General features: G+C 60.7%; 17 protein-coding genes. 12 read left to right on the top strand and 5 right to left on the bottom strand.

From position 1 onward, the window contains the following. Positions 1-288: 288 nt before the first annotated feature. Complete coding sequence (locus ACQKIK_RS16120) at positions 289-735, top strand: PAS sensor domain-containing protein (protein ID WP_045427117.1); 447 nt, start codon at positions 289-291, stop codon at positions 733-735. 216 nt (positions 736-951) lie between these two features. Then, positions 952-3,588 carry an EAL domain-containing protein gene (locus ACQKIK_RS16115; RefSeq protein WP_499136672.1) on the top strand — a complete coding sequence of 879 codons (2,637 nt, stop codon included), beginning with the start codon at positions 952-954 and terminating at the stop codon, positions 3,586-3,588. 36 nt (positions 3,589-3,624) lie between these two features. Here the strand turns inward: ACQKIK_RS16115 and hemH are convergent, their stop codons facing one another. Continuing rightward, positions 3,625-4,650: a ferrochelatase gene (gene hemH / locus ACQKIK_RS16110; protein ID WP_499136671.1), complete on the bottom strand. Its 1,026-nt coding sequence runs from the start codon at positions 4,648-4,650 to the stop codon at positions 3,625-3,627. Positions 4,651-4,722: 72 nt separating this feature from the next. Continuing rightward, positions 4,723-5,622 (bottom strand): TIGR01777 family oxidoreductase, encoded by a 900-nt coding sequence (locus ACQKIK_RS16105; protein WP_499136670.1) that lies wholly within the window; start codon positions 5,620-5,622, stop codon positions 4,723-4,725. Between the two features lie 180 nt (positions 5,623-5,802). On the opposite strand from ACQKIK_RS16105, the gene ACQKIK_RS16100 reads away from it, so the two are divergent. From ACQKIK_RS16100 to ACQKIK_RS16060, 9 genes are all read left to right on the top strand, one after another. Further along, positions 5,803-6,018 (top strand): TIGR02450 family Trp-rich protein, encoded by a 216-nt coding sequence (locus tag ACQKIK_RS16100; RefSeq protein WP_064482340.1) that lies wholly within the window; start codon positions 5,803-5,805, stop codon positions 6,016-6,018. A 140-nt stretch (positions 6,019-6,158) separates the two neighbouring features. Next, positions 6,159-7,121, top strand: coding sequence for a YbgA family protein (locus ACQKIK_RS16095; protein ID WP_499136669.1), 963 nt, complete (start codon positions 6,159-6,161; stop codon positions 7,119-7,121). Between the two features lies 1 nt (position 7,122). Continuing rightward, positions 7,123-8,064 (top strand): MerR family transcriptional regulator, encoded by a 942-nt coding sequence (locus ACQKIK_RS16090; RefSeq protein ID WP_499136668.1) that lies wholly within the window; start codon positions 7,123-7,125, stop codon positions 8,062-8,064. Next, positions 8,061-9,488: a deoxyribodipyrimidine photo-lyase gene (gene phrB, locus ACQKIK_RS16085; protein ID WP_499136667.1), complete on the top strand. Its 1,428-nt coding sequence runs from the start codon at positions 8,061-8,063 to the stop codon at positions 9,486-9,488. Before ACQKIK_RS16090 ends, phrB begins: the two co-directional genes overlap by 4 nt. Further along, positions 9,485-9,913 (top strand): nuclear transport factor 2 family protein, encoded by a 429-nt coding sequence (locus ACQKIK_RS16080; RefSeq protein WP_064482344.1) that lies wholly within the window; start codon positions 9,485-9,487, stop codon positions 9,911-9,913. The genes phrB and ACQKIK_RS16080 overlap by 4 nt, the downstream gene beginning before the upstream one ends. Further along, positions 9,910-10,161 (top strand): hypothetical protein, encoded by a 252-nt coding sequence (locus ACQKIK_RS16075; protein ID WP_045427097.1) that lies wholly within the window; start codon positions 9,910-9,912, stop codon positions 10,159-10,161. Before ACQKIK_RS16080 ends, ACQKIK_RS16075 begins: the two co-directional genes overlap by 4 nt. A 15-nt stretch (positions 10,162-10,176) precedes the next feature. Beyond that, positions 10,177-11,424, top strand: coding sequence for an NAD(P)/FAD-dependent oxidoreductase (locus ACQKIK_RS16070; protein ID WP_499136665.1), 1,248 nt, complete (start codon positions 10,177-10,179; stop codon positions 11,422-11,424). Positions 11,425-11,552: 128 nt separating this feature from the next. Then, positions 11,553-13,052, top strand: a complete 1,500-nt coding sequence (locus tag ACQKIK_RS16065; RefSeq protein ID WP_499136664.1) for a methyl-accepting chemotaxis protein — start codon at positions 11,553-11,555, stop codon at positions 13,050-13,052. 411 nt (positions 13,053-13,463) lie between these two features. Then, positions 13,464-14,225, top strand: coding sequence for an SIR2 family NAD-dependent protein deacylase (locus ACQKIK_RS16060; RefSeq protein ID WP_499136663.1), 762 nt, complete (start codon positions 13,464-13,466; stop codon positions 14,223-14,225). A gap of 34 nt (positions 14,226-14,259) precedes the next feature. Here the strand turns inward: ACQKIK_RS16060 and ACQKIK_RS16055 are convergent, their stop codons facing one another. The 3 genes from ACQKIK_RS16055 to ACQKIK_RS16045 form a co-directional block, all read right to left on the bottom strand. Then, on the bottom strand, positions 14,260-14,880 hold the full coding sequence (locus ACQKIK_RS16055) for a glutathione S-transferase family protein (RefSeq protein ID WP_499136662.1): 621 nt from the start codon (positions 14,878-14,880) through the stop codon (positions 14,260-14,262). Positions 14,881-14,944: 64 nt separating this feature from the next. Beyond that, positions 14,945-16,951 (bottom strand): UvrD-helicase domain-containing protein, encoded by a 2,007-nt coding sequence (locus ACQKIK_RS16050; RefSeq protein WP_499136661.1) that lies wholly within the window; start codon positions 16,949-16,951, stop codon positions 14,945-14,947. A gap of 102 nt (positions 16,952-17,053) precedes the next feature. Continuing rightward, complete coding sequence (locus ACQKIK_RS16045) at positions 17,054-18,952, bottom strand: sigma-54-dependent Fis family transcriptional regulator (protein ID WP_499136660.1); 1,899 nt, start codon at positions 18,950-18,952, stop codon at positions 17,054-17,056. Between the two features lie 417 nt (positions 18,953-19,369). Here ACQKIK_RS16045 and ACQKIK_RS16040 point away from each other — a divergent pair, with 417 nt between their 5' ends. Next, positions 19,370-21,199 carry an NAD(P)-binding domain-containing protein gene (locus ACQKIK_RS16040; protein ID WP_499136658.1) on the top strand — a complete coding sequence of 610 codons (1,830 nt, stop codon included), beginning with the start codon at positions 19,370-19,372 and terminating at the stop codon, positions 21,197-21,199. Positions 21,200-21,355 lie beyond the last annotated feature (156 nt).

Genomic DNA, 21,355 nt, shown 5'->3' with positions numbered 1-21,355 from the left:
TACGCGCCGATGCCTTTTCGTTATCAATATTCTTGCTACCGTTCTGGCTCGGCGCCGGCATGCTGCCTATCCCGCGCCGAGGACTCGGCATTGACGCCCCGCACTTCAGCCGACGGCGGCCACGTCGTAGCGAGCAGTTCCGCCGTTTCGCGAACACCTCTTTCGCGGCCAGTTGTTCGGCGGCCAATGGTTGCGGCCAAAGGGCAGAACCGCCTCGCTACAAAAAGCCGTGTGCCAGCTTTCAGGTAGTTGTTCTAGAATGCCGTGAAACGCACAAGAGACACCCTGATGATCAACGCCAAGCTGCTGCAACTGGTAATCGAAGCCTCCAACGACGGTATCGTGGTAGCCGAGCAGGAAGGTGACGACAATATCCTGATCTACGCTAATCCCGCATTTCAGCGCCTGACGGGATACGAGGTCGACGACATCCTTTACCAGGATTGCCGCTTCCTGCAGGCGGATGACCGCGACCAGCCAGGTCTTGCGGCAATACGCGAAGCGGTTCGCAACAACACGCCGTGCCGCCAGATCATCCGTAACTACCGCAAGGACGGCAGTGCGTTCTGGAACGAACTGTCCATCACGCCCGTATTCAACGAAGGTGACCAGCTCACCTATTACATCGGCATCCAGAAAGACGTCACCCCTGAAGTCGAGGCCAAGCAGCGGGTCCGCGAGCTTGAAGCCGAAGTCCAGCAGCTCCGAGAGCAACTGGCGGCCCTGCAGAGCTAACCAATTTACCGTAGGTCAGTTATCGCCCGACGACGCTTCAGCCTGCTTCAGGGGTGCCGATAAGGCTTGGTATAAGCCACACCCTGAGGTCGCGGCACCTTGTTTGTGACCGGCAAGTGCATTTGTTGATGCAGACTGCCGAGAAAACACGAATAATTGCCATATGCCACTACATTCCCGCCAACTTGGACGGCGGCTGAATCCGGATCCGCTTCCTTGACTTCCTATGCTTTCGTTGAAAACGCAACGGTGCTCCTTGCGCTTTGCTGGCTGCTTTCCGTTACAGCGCGCCATTGGGGGCAGAGCCATCAGCGATGGGCGCAATGTACTGCCGGCATCTGGTTCGGCGGTGCCTGCATCGTCGGCATGCTGATGCCTATTTCCGTGCAGGACGGGGTCATCTTCGATGCGCGCACTGTCGTGCTGAGCATGGCGGCCTTGTTCGGAGGCCCGATCGCTGCGGGCATCGCTGGGCTGATTGCCGGCGCGTATCGGCTTTGGGTCGGCGGCGCGGGCGTCTGGGTCGGGTTGATCAACGTACTGCTGCCGATCGTCTTGGGCCTTGTCTATCGGCATTTCCACCGCCGGGGCCAGATCGGGATTGGTGCCTGCCAGTTACTACTTTTTGGCCTTGTGTTACATGGCGGTGTTGTAGCCTCGCTGCTGCTGTTACCCGCACAGCTGGTAGCACCTACCCTTGAGCAGGTTGCGGTGCCTATGTTGCTGGTACTACCAATGGCGGTAATGTTGTTGGGCTTGCTATTGGCAGATCTGCTCAAACGCGACCAGATCGAACGAGCAATGCATCTCAGTGAGGCGCGTTTAAGGGCTATCACCCAGGCGATTCCCGACGTGCTGTTGGTGCTCGATGAGGATGGCCGCTACCTGGAAGTGATCTCCAACGGCTCCGCGCCGCTTCAAGAAGGCGACCAAAGCCTGATCGGAAAGACAGTGGAGGACGTGCTCCCGCCCCTTCAGGCAGAACGCTTCCGCGAATTGATTCGTGAAACACTGTCCCGCGGCGCACCCGGCCTGCTCGAATATTCCACTCAGACCGTGGACGGCCTGAAGGTATTTGAAGTGCGCGCCCAGCGCTTGCAATTGGCGCAACCGTACAAGCCGGCAGTGGTGTGCCTGAGCCGGGATATCAGCGAGCGTGCCAGCGCCGAACAGGAGCGTCGCATCGCCTCGATCGCGTTCGAGTCACAGCAGGGCATGATCATCACCGATGCCAAGAACCGCATCTTGCGGGTCAACCAGGCATTCACTGAGATCAGCGGCTACAGTGCTGACGAGGCCATCGGACAGGACACGCGCCTACTCGCCTCGGGTCGTCACTCGCCCGATTTCTATCTGGCCATGTGGCGCAGCATCCAGCAAACCGGCGCCTGGCAGGGTGAAATCTGGAACCGACGTAAGACCGGCGAGGTGTACCCTGAATGGCTGTCGATCAGCACGGTGCTCGACGCCCAGGGCTCCGTTTCCAACTACGTGGCCGCCTTTACCGATATCACCGAGCGCAAGCAAGCCGAAGAGCGCATCCATAATCTTGCGTTCTATGACCCCCTGAGCGGGCTGCCCAACCGCCGGTTGCTGCTTGATCGTCTCAAGCAGGCCCTGACCGCGACTGTACGCAGCCAGCAGTACGGCGCGTTGATGTTCATCGATCTTGATAACTTCAAGAACATCAATGATCTTCATGGTCACCAGGCCGGCGACCAGCTGCTCTGCATGGTCGCCGAACGACTGAGCGGTGAGGTCCGCGGCGTCAACACCGTTGCCCGCCTCGGAGGTGATGAGTTCGTGGTCATGCTCGAGGATCTGGATGCCAAGGCGGAATACGCAGCAGCCCAGGCCGAGCAGATAGGCGAAAGGATCCTTTCAGCCCTTGGTCAGCCTTACCGACTGGGCTCGCTACTGGTGCATAGCAGCGCCAGCATTGGCGTGGTACTGCTCAACAGCAACGACGGTGACGCGGAAGAGCTGATGAAGCGCGCCGACATGTCGATGTACGAAGCCAAACAAGCCGGCAGAAACGCCCTGCGCTTCTTCGACCCGCGCATGCAGCAGGCCGTGCAAGAGCGCCTGCGCCTGGAAGACGAAATCCGGCGTGGCTTGACGGCCGGCGAGTTCGTGATTCATTTCCAGCCCCAGATCGAACGTCATCGTGGACTCGTCGGTGCTGAAGTGCTGGTGCGCTGGCAGCATCCGCAACGCGGCTTGCTCACCCCGGTTCACTTCATCGGGCCTGCAGAGCGTGCGGGGCTGATCGAAGCACTGGATTTCGTTGTCCTCACCCAGGCCTGCGAGCAGCTCGCCACGTGGGCCAAACAGCCACCCCGGGCGGCACTGACGCTCGCGGTCAACCTCAGTGCGAGCCTGCTCTACCAAGCCGACTTCGTCGATCGGGTGCTAGCCTTGCTGCAGCGTACCGGCGCCAATCCGAGACTGCTGAAGCTTGAAATCACCGAGTCCTTGTTACTCGATGACATGGAAGAAGCGGTGGTTCGGATGAGAACCCTGAAGCAGCACGGCATTCGGTTCTCGATTGACGACTTCGGCACAGGTTACTCATCAATGGCCTATCTGCAGCGACTACCACTCGATCAATTGAAGATCGACCAGTCGTTCGTCCGTCAGCTGGTCGAAGATGCCAGTAGCCAGACCATCATCCGAGCCACCTGTGCGCTCGCGTCCGGGCTCAAGCTGGAGGTGATTGCCGAAGGGGTCGAGACGGAGGAACAGCGGACATTGCTGATCGCCAATGGCTGCGACATGTTTCAGGGGTATCTGTTCAGCCGCCCCGTTCCGCTGGAAGCATTCGAAGCGCTCGCGCTAGAACCCGTGACGTGAGGGTCGTTCCCGCACCCACACGCCGAGACGGGCCGCTTACAACGCCAGTGGCGCCCGGCGGCACAGAGTAATCAAAGCCTGCACCCACTGTTCATGGGTGTTCAGGCAAGGGACCAGCTGCAGATCCGTGCCACCGGCCGCCACGAACTGTTCGCGGCCTCGATCACCAATTTCCTCCAGCGTTTCGATGCAGTCGGCCACGAACGCTGGGCACATCACCAACAACTTCTTCACCCCCCTGGCAGCCAGCTCTTCCAGGTGCGCCTCGGTATAGGGCTCGATCCACTTGGCACGCCCCAGTCGCGACTGAAACGACACCGACCACCGTTCGGGCTGCAGGCCGGCGCGCTCGGCGAACGCAGCGGCGCTCTGGATGCACTGCGCGCGGTAGCAACTGGCAAGGACGGCACCTTCGGCACGCTGGCAGCAGTCAACCGTTTTCAGACAATGCGCGCCGGTTGGATCCGTCTTGCGCAGATGCCGCTCAGGCAAGCCGTGAAAGCTCAGCAGCAGGTGGTCGAAGGGTTGCTCCAGGTGCGGTTGGGCACTCGCAACCAGCGCATCGAGGTACTCCGGCTGGTCGAAAAACGGCTGCAGTATCGACAGCTGAATGTCGAGCTTTCGCTCACGAATCACCCGCCGCGCCTCTTCGATGACGGTGGTCGTGGTGCTGTCGGCGAACTGTGGATACAACGGCGCCAAAGTGACCTGCCGGATGCCCTGCCCAGCCAATTTCAGCAGCGAGCGCTCAATGGACAGCTCGCCATAGCGCATCGCCAGTTCCACGGAGCCCTCTTTCCAATACGGGCGGACGGCGTCGGTAAGGCGTTGACTGAGCACCACCAGTGGTGATCCTTCTGGCCACCAGATGGAAGCATAGGCATGTGCGGACTGTTCCGGGCGCTTGATCAGGATCAGCGAGACCAGCAACCGGCGAACTGGCCAAGGCAGGTCGATGACATAGGGATCCATCAGAAACTGGTTGAGATAGCGGCGTACATCAGCCACTTCAGTGGACGCCGGGGAACCCAGATTGACCAACAACAACGCCTGCTCTGACATGCACATTTCCAACTACTGATTTAATGGAGCGCGCCGCAACCCGTTGGCCGCGGCGCTATTTTCACATAGCGACTACGCCTTGCGCAGGTCCGCCAATGCCGCATCCAACGTCACGAAGCGAAACTGGAACCCCGCGGCCTGCAATCGCAACGGCTGGGCTTTCTGACCGCCTAGAATCAAACCCGACAGCTCACCCAGACCGACCTTCAAGGCCAGCGCCGGTACCGGCAGAACTGCTGGTCGCCCCAAACTCGCTGCGAACGCCTTGGCAAAGTCGGCATTACGCACTGGCTGAGGCGCGCAGGCATTGTAGGGCCCAGCAGCATCTGGCTGGTGCAACAGAAAATCTATCAAGCCGATCTGATCGTTGATGTGGATCCACGGCATCCACTGACGACCACTACCCTGCCTGCCTCCCAGCCCGAGCGCGAACAAGGGTCTGAGCCGTTCTAGGAACCCGCCATGAGCTGCCAGCACCAGCCCCGTTCGGACCAGCACCACACGAATGCCCAACGACTCAGCTCGCGTGGCACTTTCCTCCCAGGCGGCGCAGAGCTGGCTGGCGAAATCGTTGGTGACCGCGCTGTCATCCTCGCTCAGTTCCCGCTCACCACCATCGCCATACCAGCCGACGGCCGAGCCGGAAATCAGCAGCGCAGGCTTTTGTTGTCTGGTTGCAAGCCATTCGACCAACTGCTCGGTTAGCTTGATACGGCTGTTCCAAAGCAACAGGCGGCGGGATTTGGTCCAGGGACGATCAGCAATCGGCGCACCTGCAAGGTTGATAACCGCGTCAAGCCGGACCTGATCGAGCTCGCCCAGATCGCCGATGCCCGTTACCGACTCGCCGCAACGGTCCGCCACCTGCTCGGGTGACCGACTCCAGACCCAGAGCTGATGGCCCTGAGACAACCAGTGTTTACACAATGCACGACCGATCAGGCCGGTCCCGCCGGTGAGCAATATGTTCATTGCGGCCTCCGCAAGTCAGCTGTGGGCTCGCGCCTATGACTCCGCGAGCTGCTACGTTCTGATGTTACACCTATACAGCCATCGATTGCTGTATAACTTAGTAGTGCAAGCGTAGTCTATGTACAACTTGGCAAACAGGTGGCCAATGCACATCCAGTCTCTCACCGGCGTCCAGTCGCTATGAATCGATTCAATCCAGACAAGCTGCTGCTTTCCAAATGGACAGCTACTCGACCACAGAACAAGGAAAAGCACTTTCTCGTCACGGAGCTCCTACGGGATGAAGATGACGTTTTGCTACAAGTGGAGCTGCAGGCCGTCCTCACTCGACGCAGCCAATGGATAGATTGGCACGCGCTGCACGACGATCAGCAATGGCTGTTTGGCTGGCGGTAACGGACCATCGCGCTCGCTAGGCGATAGCCGCATCAACGCTTCTTGTACACATGCTATTGACTTGTACAAGTAAGCGCTTATGATCTTCACATGTTGTACAGAACCCCTTATCTGTACAGGAACACAGTGAGGTCATCCCCATGCCCAATGCCTCTCGTCCCGCAATCAAAGTCGGTATCAGTGCCTGCCTGCTCGGCAGCCCGGTGCGGTTCAATGGCGGCCATAAGGAATCGCGGCTATGCAGCGAAACGCTGGCTAAACATTTCGAGTTCGTGGCGGTCTGCCCGGAGGTCGCCATAGGTCTCGGTACGCCACGTGAGCCAATCCGCCTGGTCGGCGATCCCGACAGCCCTCGCGCAGTCGGCACCGTGCACCCGGAGCTGGATGTCAGCGAAGCCCTGACCGCCTACGGCAAGCAGATCGCCCGCGAACTGGGTGATATCAGCGGCTATATCCTGATGCAGAAATCCCCCTCCTGCGGAATGGAGCGGGTCAAGGTCTACCAGGCCAATGGGCATCCCATCGACGGTGGCGGCTCCGGCCTGTTCGCTCATGCGCTAATGGAAGCGCGGCCGGACCTGCCCATTGAGGAAGACGGCCGGCTAAACGACCCTGTGCTGCGGGAAAATTTCCTTACCCGAATCTTTGCCTACGCCGAGTGGCAGCGTTTGCTCGAAGCCGGGCTGACCCGCAAGGCGTTGGTCGAATTCCATTCGCGACACAAGTACCAGCTGATGGCGACCAACCCCTTGCAATACAAAGCCCTCGGTCGGCTGGTCGGGACGGTCGGCAATAAGGCGCTGGATGAGTTCGCACCGGTCTATTTCAGCCGGCTGATGGCAGCGCTCAAAACCACAGCTTCGCGCGGCACGCACAGCAATGTCTTGCAGCACTTGAGCGGGTATCTGAAGAACGATCTTTGCGGCGACGACAAGCAGGAGCTGCAACGTCTCATCAGCCAATACCGCGAGGGCATCGTGCCCCTCGTCGTACCGATGACGCTGCTCAAGCACCACTTCCGCCGTCATCCGGACCGTTACGTGGCCAGCCAGGTGTATATGCAGCCGCATCCAGAAGACCTCAGCCTACGCAACGGCATCTAACATGACCCTGACTATTGATGATGAGATCGACCCCAGCCGTGAAGACGGCTGGTTTCCGATCAGGGAGGTAGCGCGCCTTACTGGAGTCAATCCGGTCACCCTGCGGGCTTGGGAACGTCGTTACGGGCTGATCGTGCCGCGTCGCACGCCCAAGGGCCATCGGCTCTATGACGACAGTCACGTCAAGCGCATCCAGAGCATTCTCAAGTGGCTCAACCGGGGCGTTGCAGTCGGTCAAGTCAAGCAGTTGCTGGACGCCCGCCAGAGCACCAATCCCACCGAACATAACCAGTGGGCCGGAATGCACGACCAGATGTATCGGGCCGTCACCGACCTTTCCGAGCGACAGCTAGACGACAGCTTCAACCGTGCGCTGTCTCTATATCCACCACTTACCCTGTGCAAGCACCTGCTAATGCCCCTGCTGCTGAGCCTCGAACAACGCTGGACCAGCTCGTTCGGCGCCGAGCTCGAGCGTGGATTGTTCTGTTCATGGCTGCGAACCAAGCTCGGCACCCGCATCTATCACAGCAACCGCCAGCACAACGGTGCTCCGTTGTTGTTGATGACCCTATGCGAGCAGCGCTTCGAGCCGGGCTTGTGGCTCAGCGCCTGGCTGGTCTCCAGCGCCGGTTGCCCTGCCGAGGTAATCGAGTGGTCGGTGCCGCTGGCGGAACTGCCGCTGGCGCTGGAACGGATCAAACCGCGTGGCCTGCTGCTCTACGCCAGCCAGTCGCTGGATAGTGGCTACCTCAAGCGCCAACTGCCTCGCCTGGCCGACCCGCACGGTATGCCGCTGCTGTTGGCAGGGCCCGCAGCCAGCATTCACCTGGCCGAACTGCGCGACGTACCTGGTCTGACCCTCGCCATCGATCCGCTCGCGGCCCTCGAAGTCCTGCAGGATGGGCCGCTGCTTGAAAATCCCAAAGGGTATCGGGAATGAACCAGCTTCTCTGGCTACGCACCGATTTACGCGTCAGTGACAATACCGCCTTGGCTGCCGCGATGAGCACCGGTCCGACCGTGGCGCTCTATCTGATTACACCTGGGCAGTGGCTCGCCCATGACGACGCGCCGTGCAAGGTCGATTTCTGGCTACGCAATCTGGCCGAACTGTCGATACGCCTCTCGGAACTGAACGTCCCGCTGCTGATCCGCACCGTTGAAGACTGGCAGGCAGTGCCGGCGGTGATTGTCGATATTTGCCGCACCCATGAGATCAGTACCCTGCACGTCAACGACGAGTACGGTGTGAACGAGCAGCGCCGTGACGAGGCGGTCGCCGAAGCGCTGCGAAAAACGCCCACCGACATGCGTCGCCACCTTGATCAGCTGTTGTTTGCACCAGGGACCATCACAACGCTGTCGGGTGGTTACTTCAAAGTCTTCAGCCAGTTCCGAAAGGTGTGTTATGCCCGGCTGACACAGTCACTTCCCGCGTGTCTCCCCGTCCCGGATCGCCAGGCATCGCTGCTGGTTGCCGGCGACTCGGTGCCGCAGGCAGTCGATGGTTTCGCCCAGCCCAGCGACTATCTGTGTTCGCTGTGGCCGGCTGGCGAAGACTTCGCCCAACTTCGCCTCGCAAAGTTCGCCGAAGACGATCTGGCGGACTATCAACAACGTCGCGACTTCCCCGCCGAGCCGGGTACCAGCCAGATTTCCGCCTACCTGGCTGCAGGCGTTATTTCCCCTCGGCAGTGCCTGCACGCCGCTTTGAGAGCCAATCGAGGCGAACACGACAGCGGCAATCCGGGTGCGGTCACCTGGATCAATGAACTGCTCTGGCGAGAGTTCTACAAGCATGTACTGGTCGGCTATCCACACGTCTCGATGGGCCGGGGGTTCCGGCGAGAAACCGATACCCTGCCCTGGCGTCACGCACCGGATGAGCTGGCGGCCTGGCAGCAGGGCCGTACCGGGTTTCCGATCATCGATGCCGCCATGCGCCAATTGCTGGCCACGGGCTGGATGCACAATCGCCTGCGCATGATCGTCGCCATGTTTCTAAGCAAAAACCTGTTGATCGACTGGCGCGAAGGCGAGCGTTGGTTCATGCAGCACCTGATTGATGGCGACCTCGCCGCCAATAATGGCGGATGGCAATGGAGCGCCTCGACGGGGACCGATTCGGTGCCCTATTTCCGCCTGTTCAACCCGCTCAGTCAGTCGGCCAAGTTCGACCCGGACGGCCGTTTCCTGCGGCGTTGGCTGCCCGAGCTGGCGGAATTGGACAAACGCGGAATCCACAACCCGGCGAAGCTGAACGGGCTGTTCGCAGGCGTCGAGTACCCGTCTCCTATCACCGATCTGCCGATGAGCCGTGAGCGTGCGCTTTCAGCATTCAGGCAATTGGGAGAGGCGCTGTGAGCGGCTTTCTGCAGCAGTTTTCGGCCAACTTCGCGCGGCTCGATGTACACAATCTCGACCGCCTTGCCGAGCTCTATGCCGACAACATCCATTTCACAGACCCGTTGCATGAAATCTGCGGGCTAACCCAGCTGCACGATTATTTTGCAGAGCTGTACGCCGACCTCAGGTCACTCGACTTCGAGTTTTTCGCCTTCGACGAGGTGCGGGAAGGCGAAGGGTATCTCCGCTGGGTCATGAGCTTTCGCCATCCCCGCCTCAATCAAGGCCAGCTCATCAGCCTGGAAGGTTGCACCATGCTGCGCTGGAATGCGGCTGGCAAAGTGGTGCGTCATCGCGATTATTTCGACGCGGGCGCTTTGATTTATCAACACGTTCCCGTTGTCGGATCGATGATTCGCTGGTTGCACCGGAGAATCGCATGAGCCCGTCGCAATGCCTCTGGCTGACGAGCGCGAGCCGCGGGCCTGGTCAGGCATTGGCCGGTCAGCAGGGCTTCCCAATGCCCAAGCGCTGGCCAGCAGAACGGGCAACACGCCATATCGCCGGCAAGCTTGATCGGCAACCGCATGGCAGCGTCTTTCTGGCGGCGTTTGCCGCCGCACTGCGTTCCACCTCTCTACTACCGGCACGCCTGCAGTACGCACTGGGCCAGCGCATGTCGCGCCGTTGATCAAGTAAAACAGTCATGAAAGTGGCGATCATCGGAGGAGGTATCTCCGGCCTGACGAGCGCGCACCTGCTGCATCGCGAGCACGACATCACCCTGTTCGAGGCAGCTGGCTGGCTTGGTGGACATACGCATACGGCGGACGTCAGTCTGCTGGGTCGGGATTACGCAATCGATACCGGCTTTATCGTATTCAATGAACGGGCCTATCCCAACTTCATCGAACTGATCGAGCGTCTCGGCGTGGCCTTCAAACCAACCGAAATGAGCTTCTCGGTCAGCGATCCGTTATCCGGCCTGGAATACAACGGCAATAACCTGAACAGTCTTTTCGCCCAGCGCAGCAACCTCTTGTCGCCCTCCTTCTGGAACATGGTTCGCGACATTCAGCGCTTCAATAAGGAGAGCCTCGACGACTATGCCAATCAGCGCATAGCCCCGCACGTCACGCTCGGCGAGTACCTGCGTTGGGGCGGCTATAGCCAACGTTTAATTGATCACTACATCGTGCCCATGGGGGCTGCAATCTGGTCGATGTCGCTGAATGAAATGCTCGGTTTCCCGCTGCTGTTCTTCGTTCGTTTCTTCAAGAACCACGGGTTACTGCCGGTCAGCCAACGGCCTCGGTGGTATGTGATCGAGGGTGGATCAAGTGCCTATGTCGGACCGCTGACCCAGGGCTTCAGCCAGCGCGTCCGGCTCAACTGCCCGGTATTCGAAGTAAACCGCGATCGCCTGGGCGTGACGGTCGTCAGTGCGCAGGGTGCTGAGCGTTTCGACAAAGTCATCTTTGCCTGTCACAGCGATCAGGCGTTGAGGCTGCTAAATGCACCGACCCCGGCCGAACAGCAGATTCTGGGCGCACCGCGTTATGCCGATAACGACGTGGTGCTGCACACCGATACCCGGCTGTTGCCAAAGCGCCCTCTGGCGTGGGCCAGCTGGAACTACCGCCTCGGCAGTCCGGGCGAGCAGCTGGCAGCGGTCACCTACAACATGAACCTGCTGCAGGGTATCGAAGCGCCGGAAACGTTTTGCCTCAGCCTGAACCAGACCCGTTTCATCGACCCTTCGCGGATTCTCGGGCGCTACACATACGCTCATCCGCAATACAGCCTGGACGGAATCGCTGCACAAAAGCGCGCCGATGAACTCTGCGGCCCGAATCACAGCTACTTCTGTGGCGCCTACTGGGGTGATGGCTTTCATGAAGACGGCGTGGTCAGTGCGATGCGGGTGGCCGATGCGCTCGGCAACCGGGGTTGAACGCCACCCACATAGCACCCCGAGTCTTCCATGCCACGAATCGACCATGAGCCGATGAGCGGTCTGAGTTCCAATTCAAAGCCAGCCGATATAGCGATGCACGCCCGAGCGCTTACGAGAGGCACCCGATGAACAGCACGACCTTCACCATGCAAGACCACTACCGCAAGGCCGATCGAATCATGCTCGGCGTGCTGTGGTTTCTCTTCGTATACGCGCTCGGTTTGGCAGCAATGAGCGGCAGTTGGGCACAGGCCATCGTCGTGGGTGGCGGTACCGCGCTCGCAATGACAGTGCTCAACGCACTTATTTCAGGCGAGCGGCTGATGCGCTGTCTCATCGGCGCTGCGTTCATGGTCATGTCAGCGCTGCACATCAACCAGGAGCACGGCATGCTGGAGATGCACTTCGGCATCTTCGCCCTGCTCGCGTTCCTGGTGTATTACCGGGACTGGCTGCCCATCGTCGTGGCTGCTGCGACCATCGCGGTGCATCACCTGGCGTTCTTTGCACTACAGCAGCAAGGTGCCGAGGTGTTCCTGATGCCCCATGGCACCTGGGGTGAAGTCTTCCTGCATGCGTTTTATGTGGTACTTGAAAGTGCCATCCTCATTTATCTGGCGATACGCGGCAACGCCGAAGCGCGCGAAGGCGAAGCGCTGCTGAGCGCTGCGGCAGAGATCACCCGCAACCCTGAACGGATCGACCTCCACCATCGCTCCGCAGCCAGCGGACCTGTAGGCGAGCGGTTCAATCACCTGCTTGATCAACTGTCCGAATTGGTCAGTGCAGTGGTAATCGATGCGCGTGGCCTCGACGGGACGGCTGGCAGCCTGAGCGCCGCAACCCGGCAAATGCGCGACGGTGCCGATCTACAACTGGGCGAAACCGCACAGATGGTCGATGCAATGCAGCAGATGTCGACCGCCATCGAAGAAGTCGCCGGTCATGCCGATCGGGCGGCACAAGCGGCACAAGCCGCAAACACGAAGGCGGGACAGGGCCGGCAATCGGTCGCGACCAGCCGTCAGGAAATCGCCCAGCTGGCGCAGCGCATCGACGGAACCGACGAGGTCATGCAAGACCTGGCCGCCCAATCCGAGCAGATCGGGCGCGTGCTCGAAGTGATCCGTAGCATCGCCGAACAGACCAACCTGCTGGCCTTGAACGCCGCCATCGAGGCCGCTCGGGCCGGGGAACAAGGCCGAGGCTTTGCGGTGGTTGCCGATGAGGTGCGTAATCTCGCGCAGAAAACGGCGACTTCTACTCGCGAGATTCAAGAGATCATCACGCGCCTGCAGCAAAGCAGCCGCAAAGCCGCCGATTCGATGCAGGTCAGCCGGCAGAGCGTGGCCCGTTGCGTCGAAGACAGCCAGCACACGACGGTGCTGCTGGAATCCATGGCACAGGAGATCGAATCCATCAGTCATATGAACGAGCTGATCGCTGCCGCAACCCATGAGCAGACTGCGGTTTCCGCGGATATCGCCAGCCACCTGCAGAGCGTTCAGCAGATCGCCGAGCAGAACGCTGTAGATGCCAGCAAGCTGGAGCAGGACAGCGTTGGCTTGACTGCGCTGGCCTCACGACTGGGCACGCTCAGCGGACGCTTCGCCGTTCGTTCATAAATGACATCAGGGCTTCGGTTGTACACCGGAGCCCGCGGCCTTCCCTGCTATCAGCCCATTGGGAGTGACTACAGTCCGGAACATCAGCCGTACGAAGCCGCTATCAAACATCAGGGGCCGGTCAATCCAGAACGGTGCGTGAGTCCAGGTCCGCGACGCTTACCTGGTCCCGCCCTCTACGTTTGGCGACATCCGCAGCATCTACTAACGATGCAGCCGTCTCGCCTATGCCCGCGCCCACAGCCGATTACCCACGAGCGTGGCGACGCCGATACTCTGAAACGTTGGAGCTTGAGTAACGAATGACCTCACTGGCAGTCGCTATGGAGTTACCGTCTTTTTTTGGGCACCTGGGTGCCTTGAATGGTATTGGTCGCTTTCAGCTCAATCGCCGTACAGAGGAGTCAGCTCATGATCCCAGCCTCATTGGTCGACACGCTGCGTAGTGCCAGGCACGTTGTGGTTTTTACAGGCGCAGGCGTGTCGGCAGAAAGCGGTATTCCGACCTTTCGCGACTCGCTCACCGGGTTATGGGAGCGTTTCGACGCGGCGTCGCTGGCAACGCCCGAAGCCTTCCAAGCCGATCCGCCTCTGGTCTGGGGTTGGTATGAGTGGCGTCGGATGAAGGTGCTGCAGGCCCAGCCGAACCCTGCGCACGTGGCCATTGCCGAACTGGCCCGCCACGTCCCTCGCCTCACGCTTGTCACCCAGAACGTCGACGACCTCCACGAGCGCGCGGGCAGCACCGACGTCATTCACCTGCATGGCAGCCTGCATCAGCCACGTTGTTTCAGCTGCGGCGAGCGCCCCAACACACCGCTGGGTATGCCGGACGAGCCCGAAGGTGGACGCCGACTGGAGCCGCCGAGCTGCAATGCTTGCGGCGCAAAGCTGCGCCCCGGCGTCGTCTGGTTTGGCGAAAGCCTGCCCACCGAAGCACTGAATACCGCCTTCGCTGCCGCAGAGACCTGCGATCTGCTCATTTCGGTCGGCACTTCCGGGATGGTCTACCCCGCTGCTGAAGTCCCGGGACTGGCCTGGCGGGCCGGAGCCGTAGTGGTCCACGTCAACCCGCAGCCAAATACCGATCACAGCGAACGGGAATTTGCGTTGGCAGGGCTCGCTGGTGAGCAGCTGCCACCACTGGTCGAGCTGGCCTTTGGTGACCGCTGAGCGCCGTACCTGCCTGGCTGCAGAGCCACACGCTTCAGGTCAGTGGCGTGACCACCGCCGCCTGATAGGCCGGACGCTCTAGCAGTCGCTCATACCAGCTGCGCAGGTGCGGTAGGTCCGGGCGCTCGATGGGCATCTCGAACCAGGCGTAGGCGAAGCAGCCCAGCGGGATATCGCCCATGCCGAACGAGACGCCACCCAGATAGGGTTGTTTCGAGAGGGCATGGTCAGCGATAGCCAACAACCTTCCGCACTCGCCGATTGCCACCTGTACTGCTGGCATATCGCGTTGATCCTGCGCAGTGCGCACCATGTTCCAGAACACCGTGCGGAAGGGAGCGGCCAGCGACGAGGTGGTCCAGTCCATCCATTTGTCCGCCTCCGCGCGCGCGGCAGGGTCTGCGCTCCAGAGTGTTCCTTCCCCATAACGAGCGGCTAGATAGCGGACTATGGCATTGGACTCCCACAGCACCAACGCGCCGTCTTCCAGGCATGGCACCAGCTGGTTGGGATTCTTGGCGATATAGTCTGCGTCGCTTACGACGCCGAAGGCGCCGCCTGCATCGATTCGAGTGTAAGGAACATCCAGCTCTTCAAGGCACCAGAGCGCCTTCTTCACATTGGTCGAGTTCGCTCGGCCCCAGAGTTTCAACATGCGATTCGCTCCTGTTCTTTGGTCGATCAGTCACCGCTCAACCCTAGCTGTAAATTGCTGGTGCTTAACGGACCTTACCTTTGTCAGCAAGCAGCCGCGTCGCACCCTGCGCTTTCTGCGTGTACCAGAACACCCGGCTTACCCCGCGAGTGATCGCCACGTACGCCAGCCGCAGGTTTTCATCCGCCATGGCCTGGTCATAGCTGTTCCGAAAGAAGCCGCTGTAGGCGTACAACGCACTGCGCAGCGGGTGGCGTTCACTCGGCAGGCAGTCATCGACGATGATCGCAACTTCAGCCTGCAGGCCTTTGGCGCGGTGGATGGTGTATGCCTTGACCGGCAGCTTGCGATCCAGCTGCGCCTCGATGGCACGCAAGGGTTCGTTGCGACGGCTGAGAACCAGTACGGCATTACGGTCGGCGTTCGGCAGCCCGGCGACGTGGTCGCACTGGGTCTGGATATCGCGGATCAGATCGGGAAGACGGGTCTTGATATCGAAACGGGTAATCAGCTTCACGCCGTGATCGCCTGGCTGCGTTGGGCGGCTCGCCTTGCTGGCTTTCGCCTGTTTGACCGCAACGCCCGCCAGCACGGCTTCGCCGTCGCGGATTACCGGTTCGATGGAACGATAGTTGGTTTCCAGCACCAACGTCCGACTTTGCTTCGCTCCGCCCTTCGCCGGGAAGTACTTGTTGAAGTCCATGAACAGCTCCGGCGAACTGCCCCGCCAGCCATAGATCGACTGCCAGTCATCACCGATTGCCATCAGGCTGACCGTTTCACCCTGTCTCGCAAGGGTGCCGTGCAACGCCTGTAGCCACTGAACGATCTGTGGCGATATATCCTGAAACTCGTCGATCAGCAGATGGCTGAACGGTGCCAGCGCATCGCCGGAAACCTTGCCACCGCCGTTCAGCCGCTGAGTCAGGGCTTGGAACGCACCGTTGAACGTCATCAAGCCCTGGGCTTCCAGAGCGCTCTGGAAATGCCGCCAGAACAGCTGCAGCGCTTCGATGAAGTTACGCTCGGGTTCCTTGGACGCCAGCCGTGTCAGTTGAATCTGGTCGATGCGAATGCCGATGCTTTCGATGAAGCCGGCTTGGACATAAAACGCCTCGAACAACGGCGCTGTACTGAACTCACCGGCCAGCTTGCAGCCGTCCAAGGGCGCACGCGGAACCGCCCGCCGGGTGCCAGACTCGGGCGGCGGAGCGAGACCTAGCAAGGCATGCACCAGCTCTCGGAAACGTTGGTCTTCGACGTAACAGCGCTGGTACGCCTCTTTCAGCAACCGCAACTGGCCGGCCCGTAAACGCGACGCGGTGAGCGGGTTGTCCAGCTCTGTAGGCGAAGCCCCCTTCTCGTCCAGTTGTTCGAACCACTGCGGTTTGCCGAGCAGGTCCTTGGCCAGCACTGCCATGGCCGAGTGGAAGGTACGAACGCACTGACGTGCGCGGGCCAGATCAAAGTCGAAATTCCAGAACCCCAGCACTCGGATCAGTTGCTCGCGCAACTCGGCGCACGAGGCGTTGGTGAAGGAAATTACGGTGAGCCGCTCGGGCGGAATGTCCAGGTGGCAGAGCATGAACACCACGCGCAACACCAGCGTCGTGGATTTGCCCGAGCCCGCCCCAGCGAATATCCGTGTTGCTGGCGACTCTTCAAGAATCATCGCCCATTGCTCGTCGGACGGCGCTCGGATCACGCCTGCGTCCACCGCCCGCCCTACTCGCAGGCGCATGGCCTGGATTTGTTGCTCGGTCACGGAGAGTTTCGCAGGGCCGTAGATACCGTCACCGGCCGGCTTGCGCGCCTTCGTTCGGGGCTTGGACGCGACCTTGGGCGCGGTACTGGCAGCCGTATCTGCAAGGCGCGTTGGCTTAGCGGCTGACTTGGCTTTCCTGACCTTTTTGCCTGGATGCCCCGACTTGCCGCCGGACTTTACCCCGGCGTCCGGCCAGCGACGCAAAATCAGATCATCTTCGGACTGAACGTACGCAGAGGTACGCGGAAAACAACGCGCGAGCGCACTGGACACCAGCAGCTTGTAGCGCTTGACGGCAGACAGCATGAACAACCAACCGGGGCTAGACAGGTGGCCGATATGGTACGGGTTTTTGCCTTGCGGCTGGGCTCCAGGCGACAACCCGCCAAGTGTTGCCGCAGTGCCGGCTCAGCTTCTAGTGATTCCGTACTTGCGCAGTTTTCGGTACAGCGTGTTACGGCTGATCCCCAGCTGTTGCGCAGCGCGACTGACGTGCCACTGCCGCGCGTCGAGAACCGCTAACAAGGCCTCGCGCTCGGCCTGACCCAGCAGATCCTGGGCTGGCTCGTGCATCGTCAACGGCGGGTATGCAGGAAGCACAGCCTCAACGTCAGCGCCGCCGATAAAACCGCCCTCAGCCAAGGCAATCAAGGTTCTGAGCACGTTGCGCATCTGCCGAACGTTGCCGGGCCAGTCATAAGAAAGGAGCAGCTGACGCGCCCTGGCGTCCAGCTGTACGGCCTCCCCTCGTGCTTCCTTCTCGGTAAGGTGATCAAGCAACGCATCACGATCGCTGCGCGCTCGTACCGGTGAAAGCTCCACCGTTAGCCCGTTGAGACGATAGAAAAGGTCTTCGCGAAAGCGCCCTTCGGCGACCAATCCTTGCAGGTCGCGGTGACTGGCGCTGATCAGCCGCACGTCCAGCGGCGTCGGCACGACAGCGCCCAATGGTACGACTTGGCGCTCCTCCAATACACGCAGCAACCGGGTTTGTAGGGCCAGCGGCATGTCACCGATCTCATCGAGGAAGAGAATGCCACCGTTGGCCTGCTGTAGCTTGCCCGCCATGCCTTCCTTGCGTGCCCCGGTGAAACTGCCGCCGCGATAGCCGAACAGCTCGCTCTCGATCAGCGTTTCGGGAATAGCGGCGCAGTTAAGCGCAACGAACGGCTTTTGTGCCCGCGAACTGGCGCGATGAAGAGCGGCGGCGAACGCCTCCTTGCCTGTTCCAGTCTCGCCGTGCAAAAGCACCGGCACGTCCCGCTCCATGACCTTGAGCGCCCGTTGAAAGCCGCTTCGCAGCGATGGGTCCTCGAGGCACAACCCCGCTGTTTGTGGTTCCGCGCATTTGCCCCGAGCCGGAATCACGCGCATTTTCGGACCGCGTAGCTGGCCATGCAGCAGCTGGCCGTCCAGTGTGCGAAGCGGCCAGCAGGTGCCTGGCTGCGGTGTGGCGCGTTGCAGCAGTTCGTCCAGGCGAATGTCCAACACCTGCTCCAGCGACATCTCCAGTAAGGCGTTACGACGAGCACCAAGCAACCCCAGTGCCGTATCGTTGGCGGCGCTTATTCGGCCGCCGCCATCGAACGCCAGTAGCCCTTCGCTGAGCAGACCAATGTATTCGGGCTGGGCGTGAAAGCGCAGCAGATAGGCGCCCTCGCAATGCTGCAGAAAGAAGCAGCTTTCGATCAGCTTCGCCGACAGATTGGTCAGCGCCATAGTGTGAAAACGCTGCTGGTGCGACAGCTCTTCACGTGCCGATGACACGTTCAGTACCGCCAGCAATTCGCCCTGCGGATCGAACACCGGGCTGGCCGAGCAGGTCAGCGTGGCATGACGGCCACGAAAGTGTTCGTCACGGCAGATGGTCAAGGCCTGGCGTTCGAGCAGGCACATTCCGACGCCGTTGGTGCCCTCGACCGCCTCGTCCCATACAGCTCCGAGCCACAGGCCGGCGCGCTGGAATTCCGTGCGCTCCGCCTCGCTGGAAACACTGTCGATCACTACGCCACGTGCATCCGTCAGCAGGACCGCATGGCCAGCGCCGCCCAGTTGCTGATGCAGGCTGTTCATCTGCCAGTGCGCCACACCGACCACCTGCTGCAACTGTTCGCGGTGCTCGCGCAGGCGCGTCTGCTCGACTACGCAGGTTGCACGTGCGCTCGTTGGGTCGAGACGGTGCTGATCCAGGCAACGCCGCCAGGAGCGAGCGATGGCGGGATCGGAAGCAGGCCCATGGGCTGCGTTCAGTCCCTCACCGAAACTGAGAACCTGATGGGCATGCCGAGCGATGTGCGGTGACGTCATTGTTGTTTTTCTCCGCGCTGATTCATGAGCGGTTTGCGCCAGCATAGGCCAATCAGTCGCGCAGCGCATGCCGTCCCAAACAGGAGACAGACTGTCACAGCGGACTGTGTCAGATCTGACACAGCCACGCTCCGTCAGCGATGTGGTCCGTGCAACCAAGCCGTCTATAACGCGCGTTCCCGATCTCTGGCCCGGCCTTTGCTCTGATCGATGTGGTATCCGGCCACAACAACAATGATCAGGAGAATCCCATGCCCCTTTCGCTTCCCGGCCTTGAATGGGCCATCGACTGACCCAAGCGGACACCGCGCGGTTGCGCTCGCAGCCTCCAGCTTCAACGCATGCCAACCGGCTTCGTGGAAACGCTGAACGACTGCACGCTGCATAGATAACAAGAACCTTCGCAAGGACATACCCATGAACATCAGTATCGACTCCATGACCCCGGCCGAGACACCCACTGCCCAGCTCGCCGCTTGGGTCGAACGCCTCGGCCAGCGCCTCGCGCAACGTGACATCGACGGCGCTCTCGATCTCTTTGCCGAGGACTGCCATTGGCGGGACCTGGTCCTGTTCAGCTGGAATCTGGTCACGCTCGAGGGCAAGGCCGATATCCGCGACATGCTTGAAGCCCGTCTTGAGGAGACCAAACCGGAGAGCTGGAAACTCGAAGGTGAAGCGACATTTGCTGACGGTGTGCTGGAAGGCTGGATCAGCCTGGAAACTGAAGTCGCGCGCGGCAAAGGTTACGTGCGATTGAAGGACGGCCTGTGCTGGACATTGCTCACCACCATGCGTGAACTCAAGGGTTTCGAGGAGCCGACCGGGCGCCGCAGGCCGATGGGTGCGGAGCACGGCCATGGCCGTGTCGACCGGCGCAACTGGCTGGAAAAGCGCCGCGATGAAGAAGCCGCCCTCGGCATCACCGAACAGCCCTATTGCCTGGTGATCGGAGGCGGCCAGGGCGGGCTGGGGCTGGGCGCACGACTCAAGCGACTGGGCGTACCCTCGCTGATCATCGACAAAGCCGAGCGGCCCGGCGATCAGTGGCGCGGTCGCTACAAGTCGCTGTGTCTGCATGATCCGGTCTGGTACGACCACATGCCTTATCTGCCGTTTCCGGAACATTGGCCGGTGTTTACACCGAAGGATCAAATCGGCGACTGGCTGGAAATGTATGCCAAGGTCATGGAGCTCAACTACTGGGCCAAGACCGAGTGCGTCAGCGCCAGCTTCGATGAAAACGAAGGCCACTGGACCGTTCAGGTGCTGCGCGACGGCAAGCCGCTAACGCTCAAGCCCACGCAGCTGATCCTGGCAACCGGCATGTCAGGTGTGCCCAATGTCCCGGTGTATGCCGGTGCGCAAAGTTTCGCAGGTCAGCAGCACCACTCCAGCCAGCATCCGGGCGGCGATGCCTGGCGCGGCAAGCGCGCCGTGGTCATTGGCGCGAACAACTCGGCACATGACATCTGCGCCGATCTGGTGGAAAACGGCGCTGAGGTAACCATGGTCCAGCGCTCCAGCACTCACATCGTGCGTTCCGACTCGCTGATGGATATCGTCTTCGGCCCGCTCTACTCCGAGGATGCGCTCGAGAGCGGGCTGACCACCGATAAAGCCGACATGCTCTTCGCATCCATCCCTTACAAGGTTCTGCCCGAATTCCATCGCCAGGCCTTCGAGCAGGTAAAAGAGCGCGACAAGGCGTTCTATGATCGCCTCGCCGCTGCCGGCTTCATGCTCGACTTCGGTGACGATGAGTCCGGCTTGTTTCTCAAGTACGTGCGTCGCGGCTCGGGGTACTACATCGACGTCGGCGCCTCTGAGCTGATCGCCAACGGCACCATCAAGTTGAAGAGCGGACCAGGGCTGAACGTCGAACGGATCGAGGCGGACGCCGTGCTGCTCAGCGATGGCAGCCGTTTGCCGGCAGATCTTATCGTCTATGCCACGGGCTACGGTTCGATGAACGGCTGGGCGGCCAAGCTGATCTCTCAGGATGTCGCAGACAAGGTTGGCCGTTGCTGGGGACTGGGGTCCGGCACCACCAAGGATCCAGGCCCATACGAAGGCGAACTGCGCAACATGTGGAAGCCCACGCAGCAGCAGAACCTTTGGTTCCATGGTGGCAACCTGCACCAGTCACGGCATTATTCGCTGTACCTGGCCCTGCAGTTGAAGGCCCGTTTCGAGGGGCTGGACACTTCGGTCTACAAACTGGCGCTGAGCTACCATTGCGGTTGATTTAAATAGCGGCACGCACTCGGGGCCTTAGGGCCCCGTTCTCGTTTCCGCGTTCGACAGTTCATCAGATGCATCGCACGCGGCGCATCGTCGAGGTACTAAACAGAACAGTCATCTACGCCGCGTAGTTCCAAGCGCTGCCAGACATAGGTCGTT

Source organism: Pseudomonas sp. NPDC047961 (genome assembly GCF_050272435.1).
In the GTDB taxonomy this organism is placed as follows: domain Bacteria; phylum Pseudomonadota; class Gammaproteobacteria; order Pseudomonadales; family Pseudomonadaceae; genus Stutzerimonas.
Note: the sequence above shows the minus strand (reverse complement) of the source record. Positions and strands in the feature narration are given on the sequence as shown.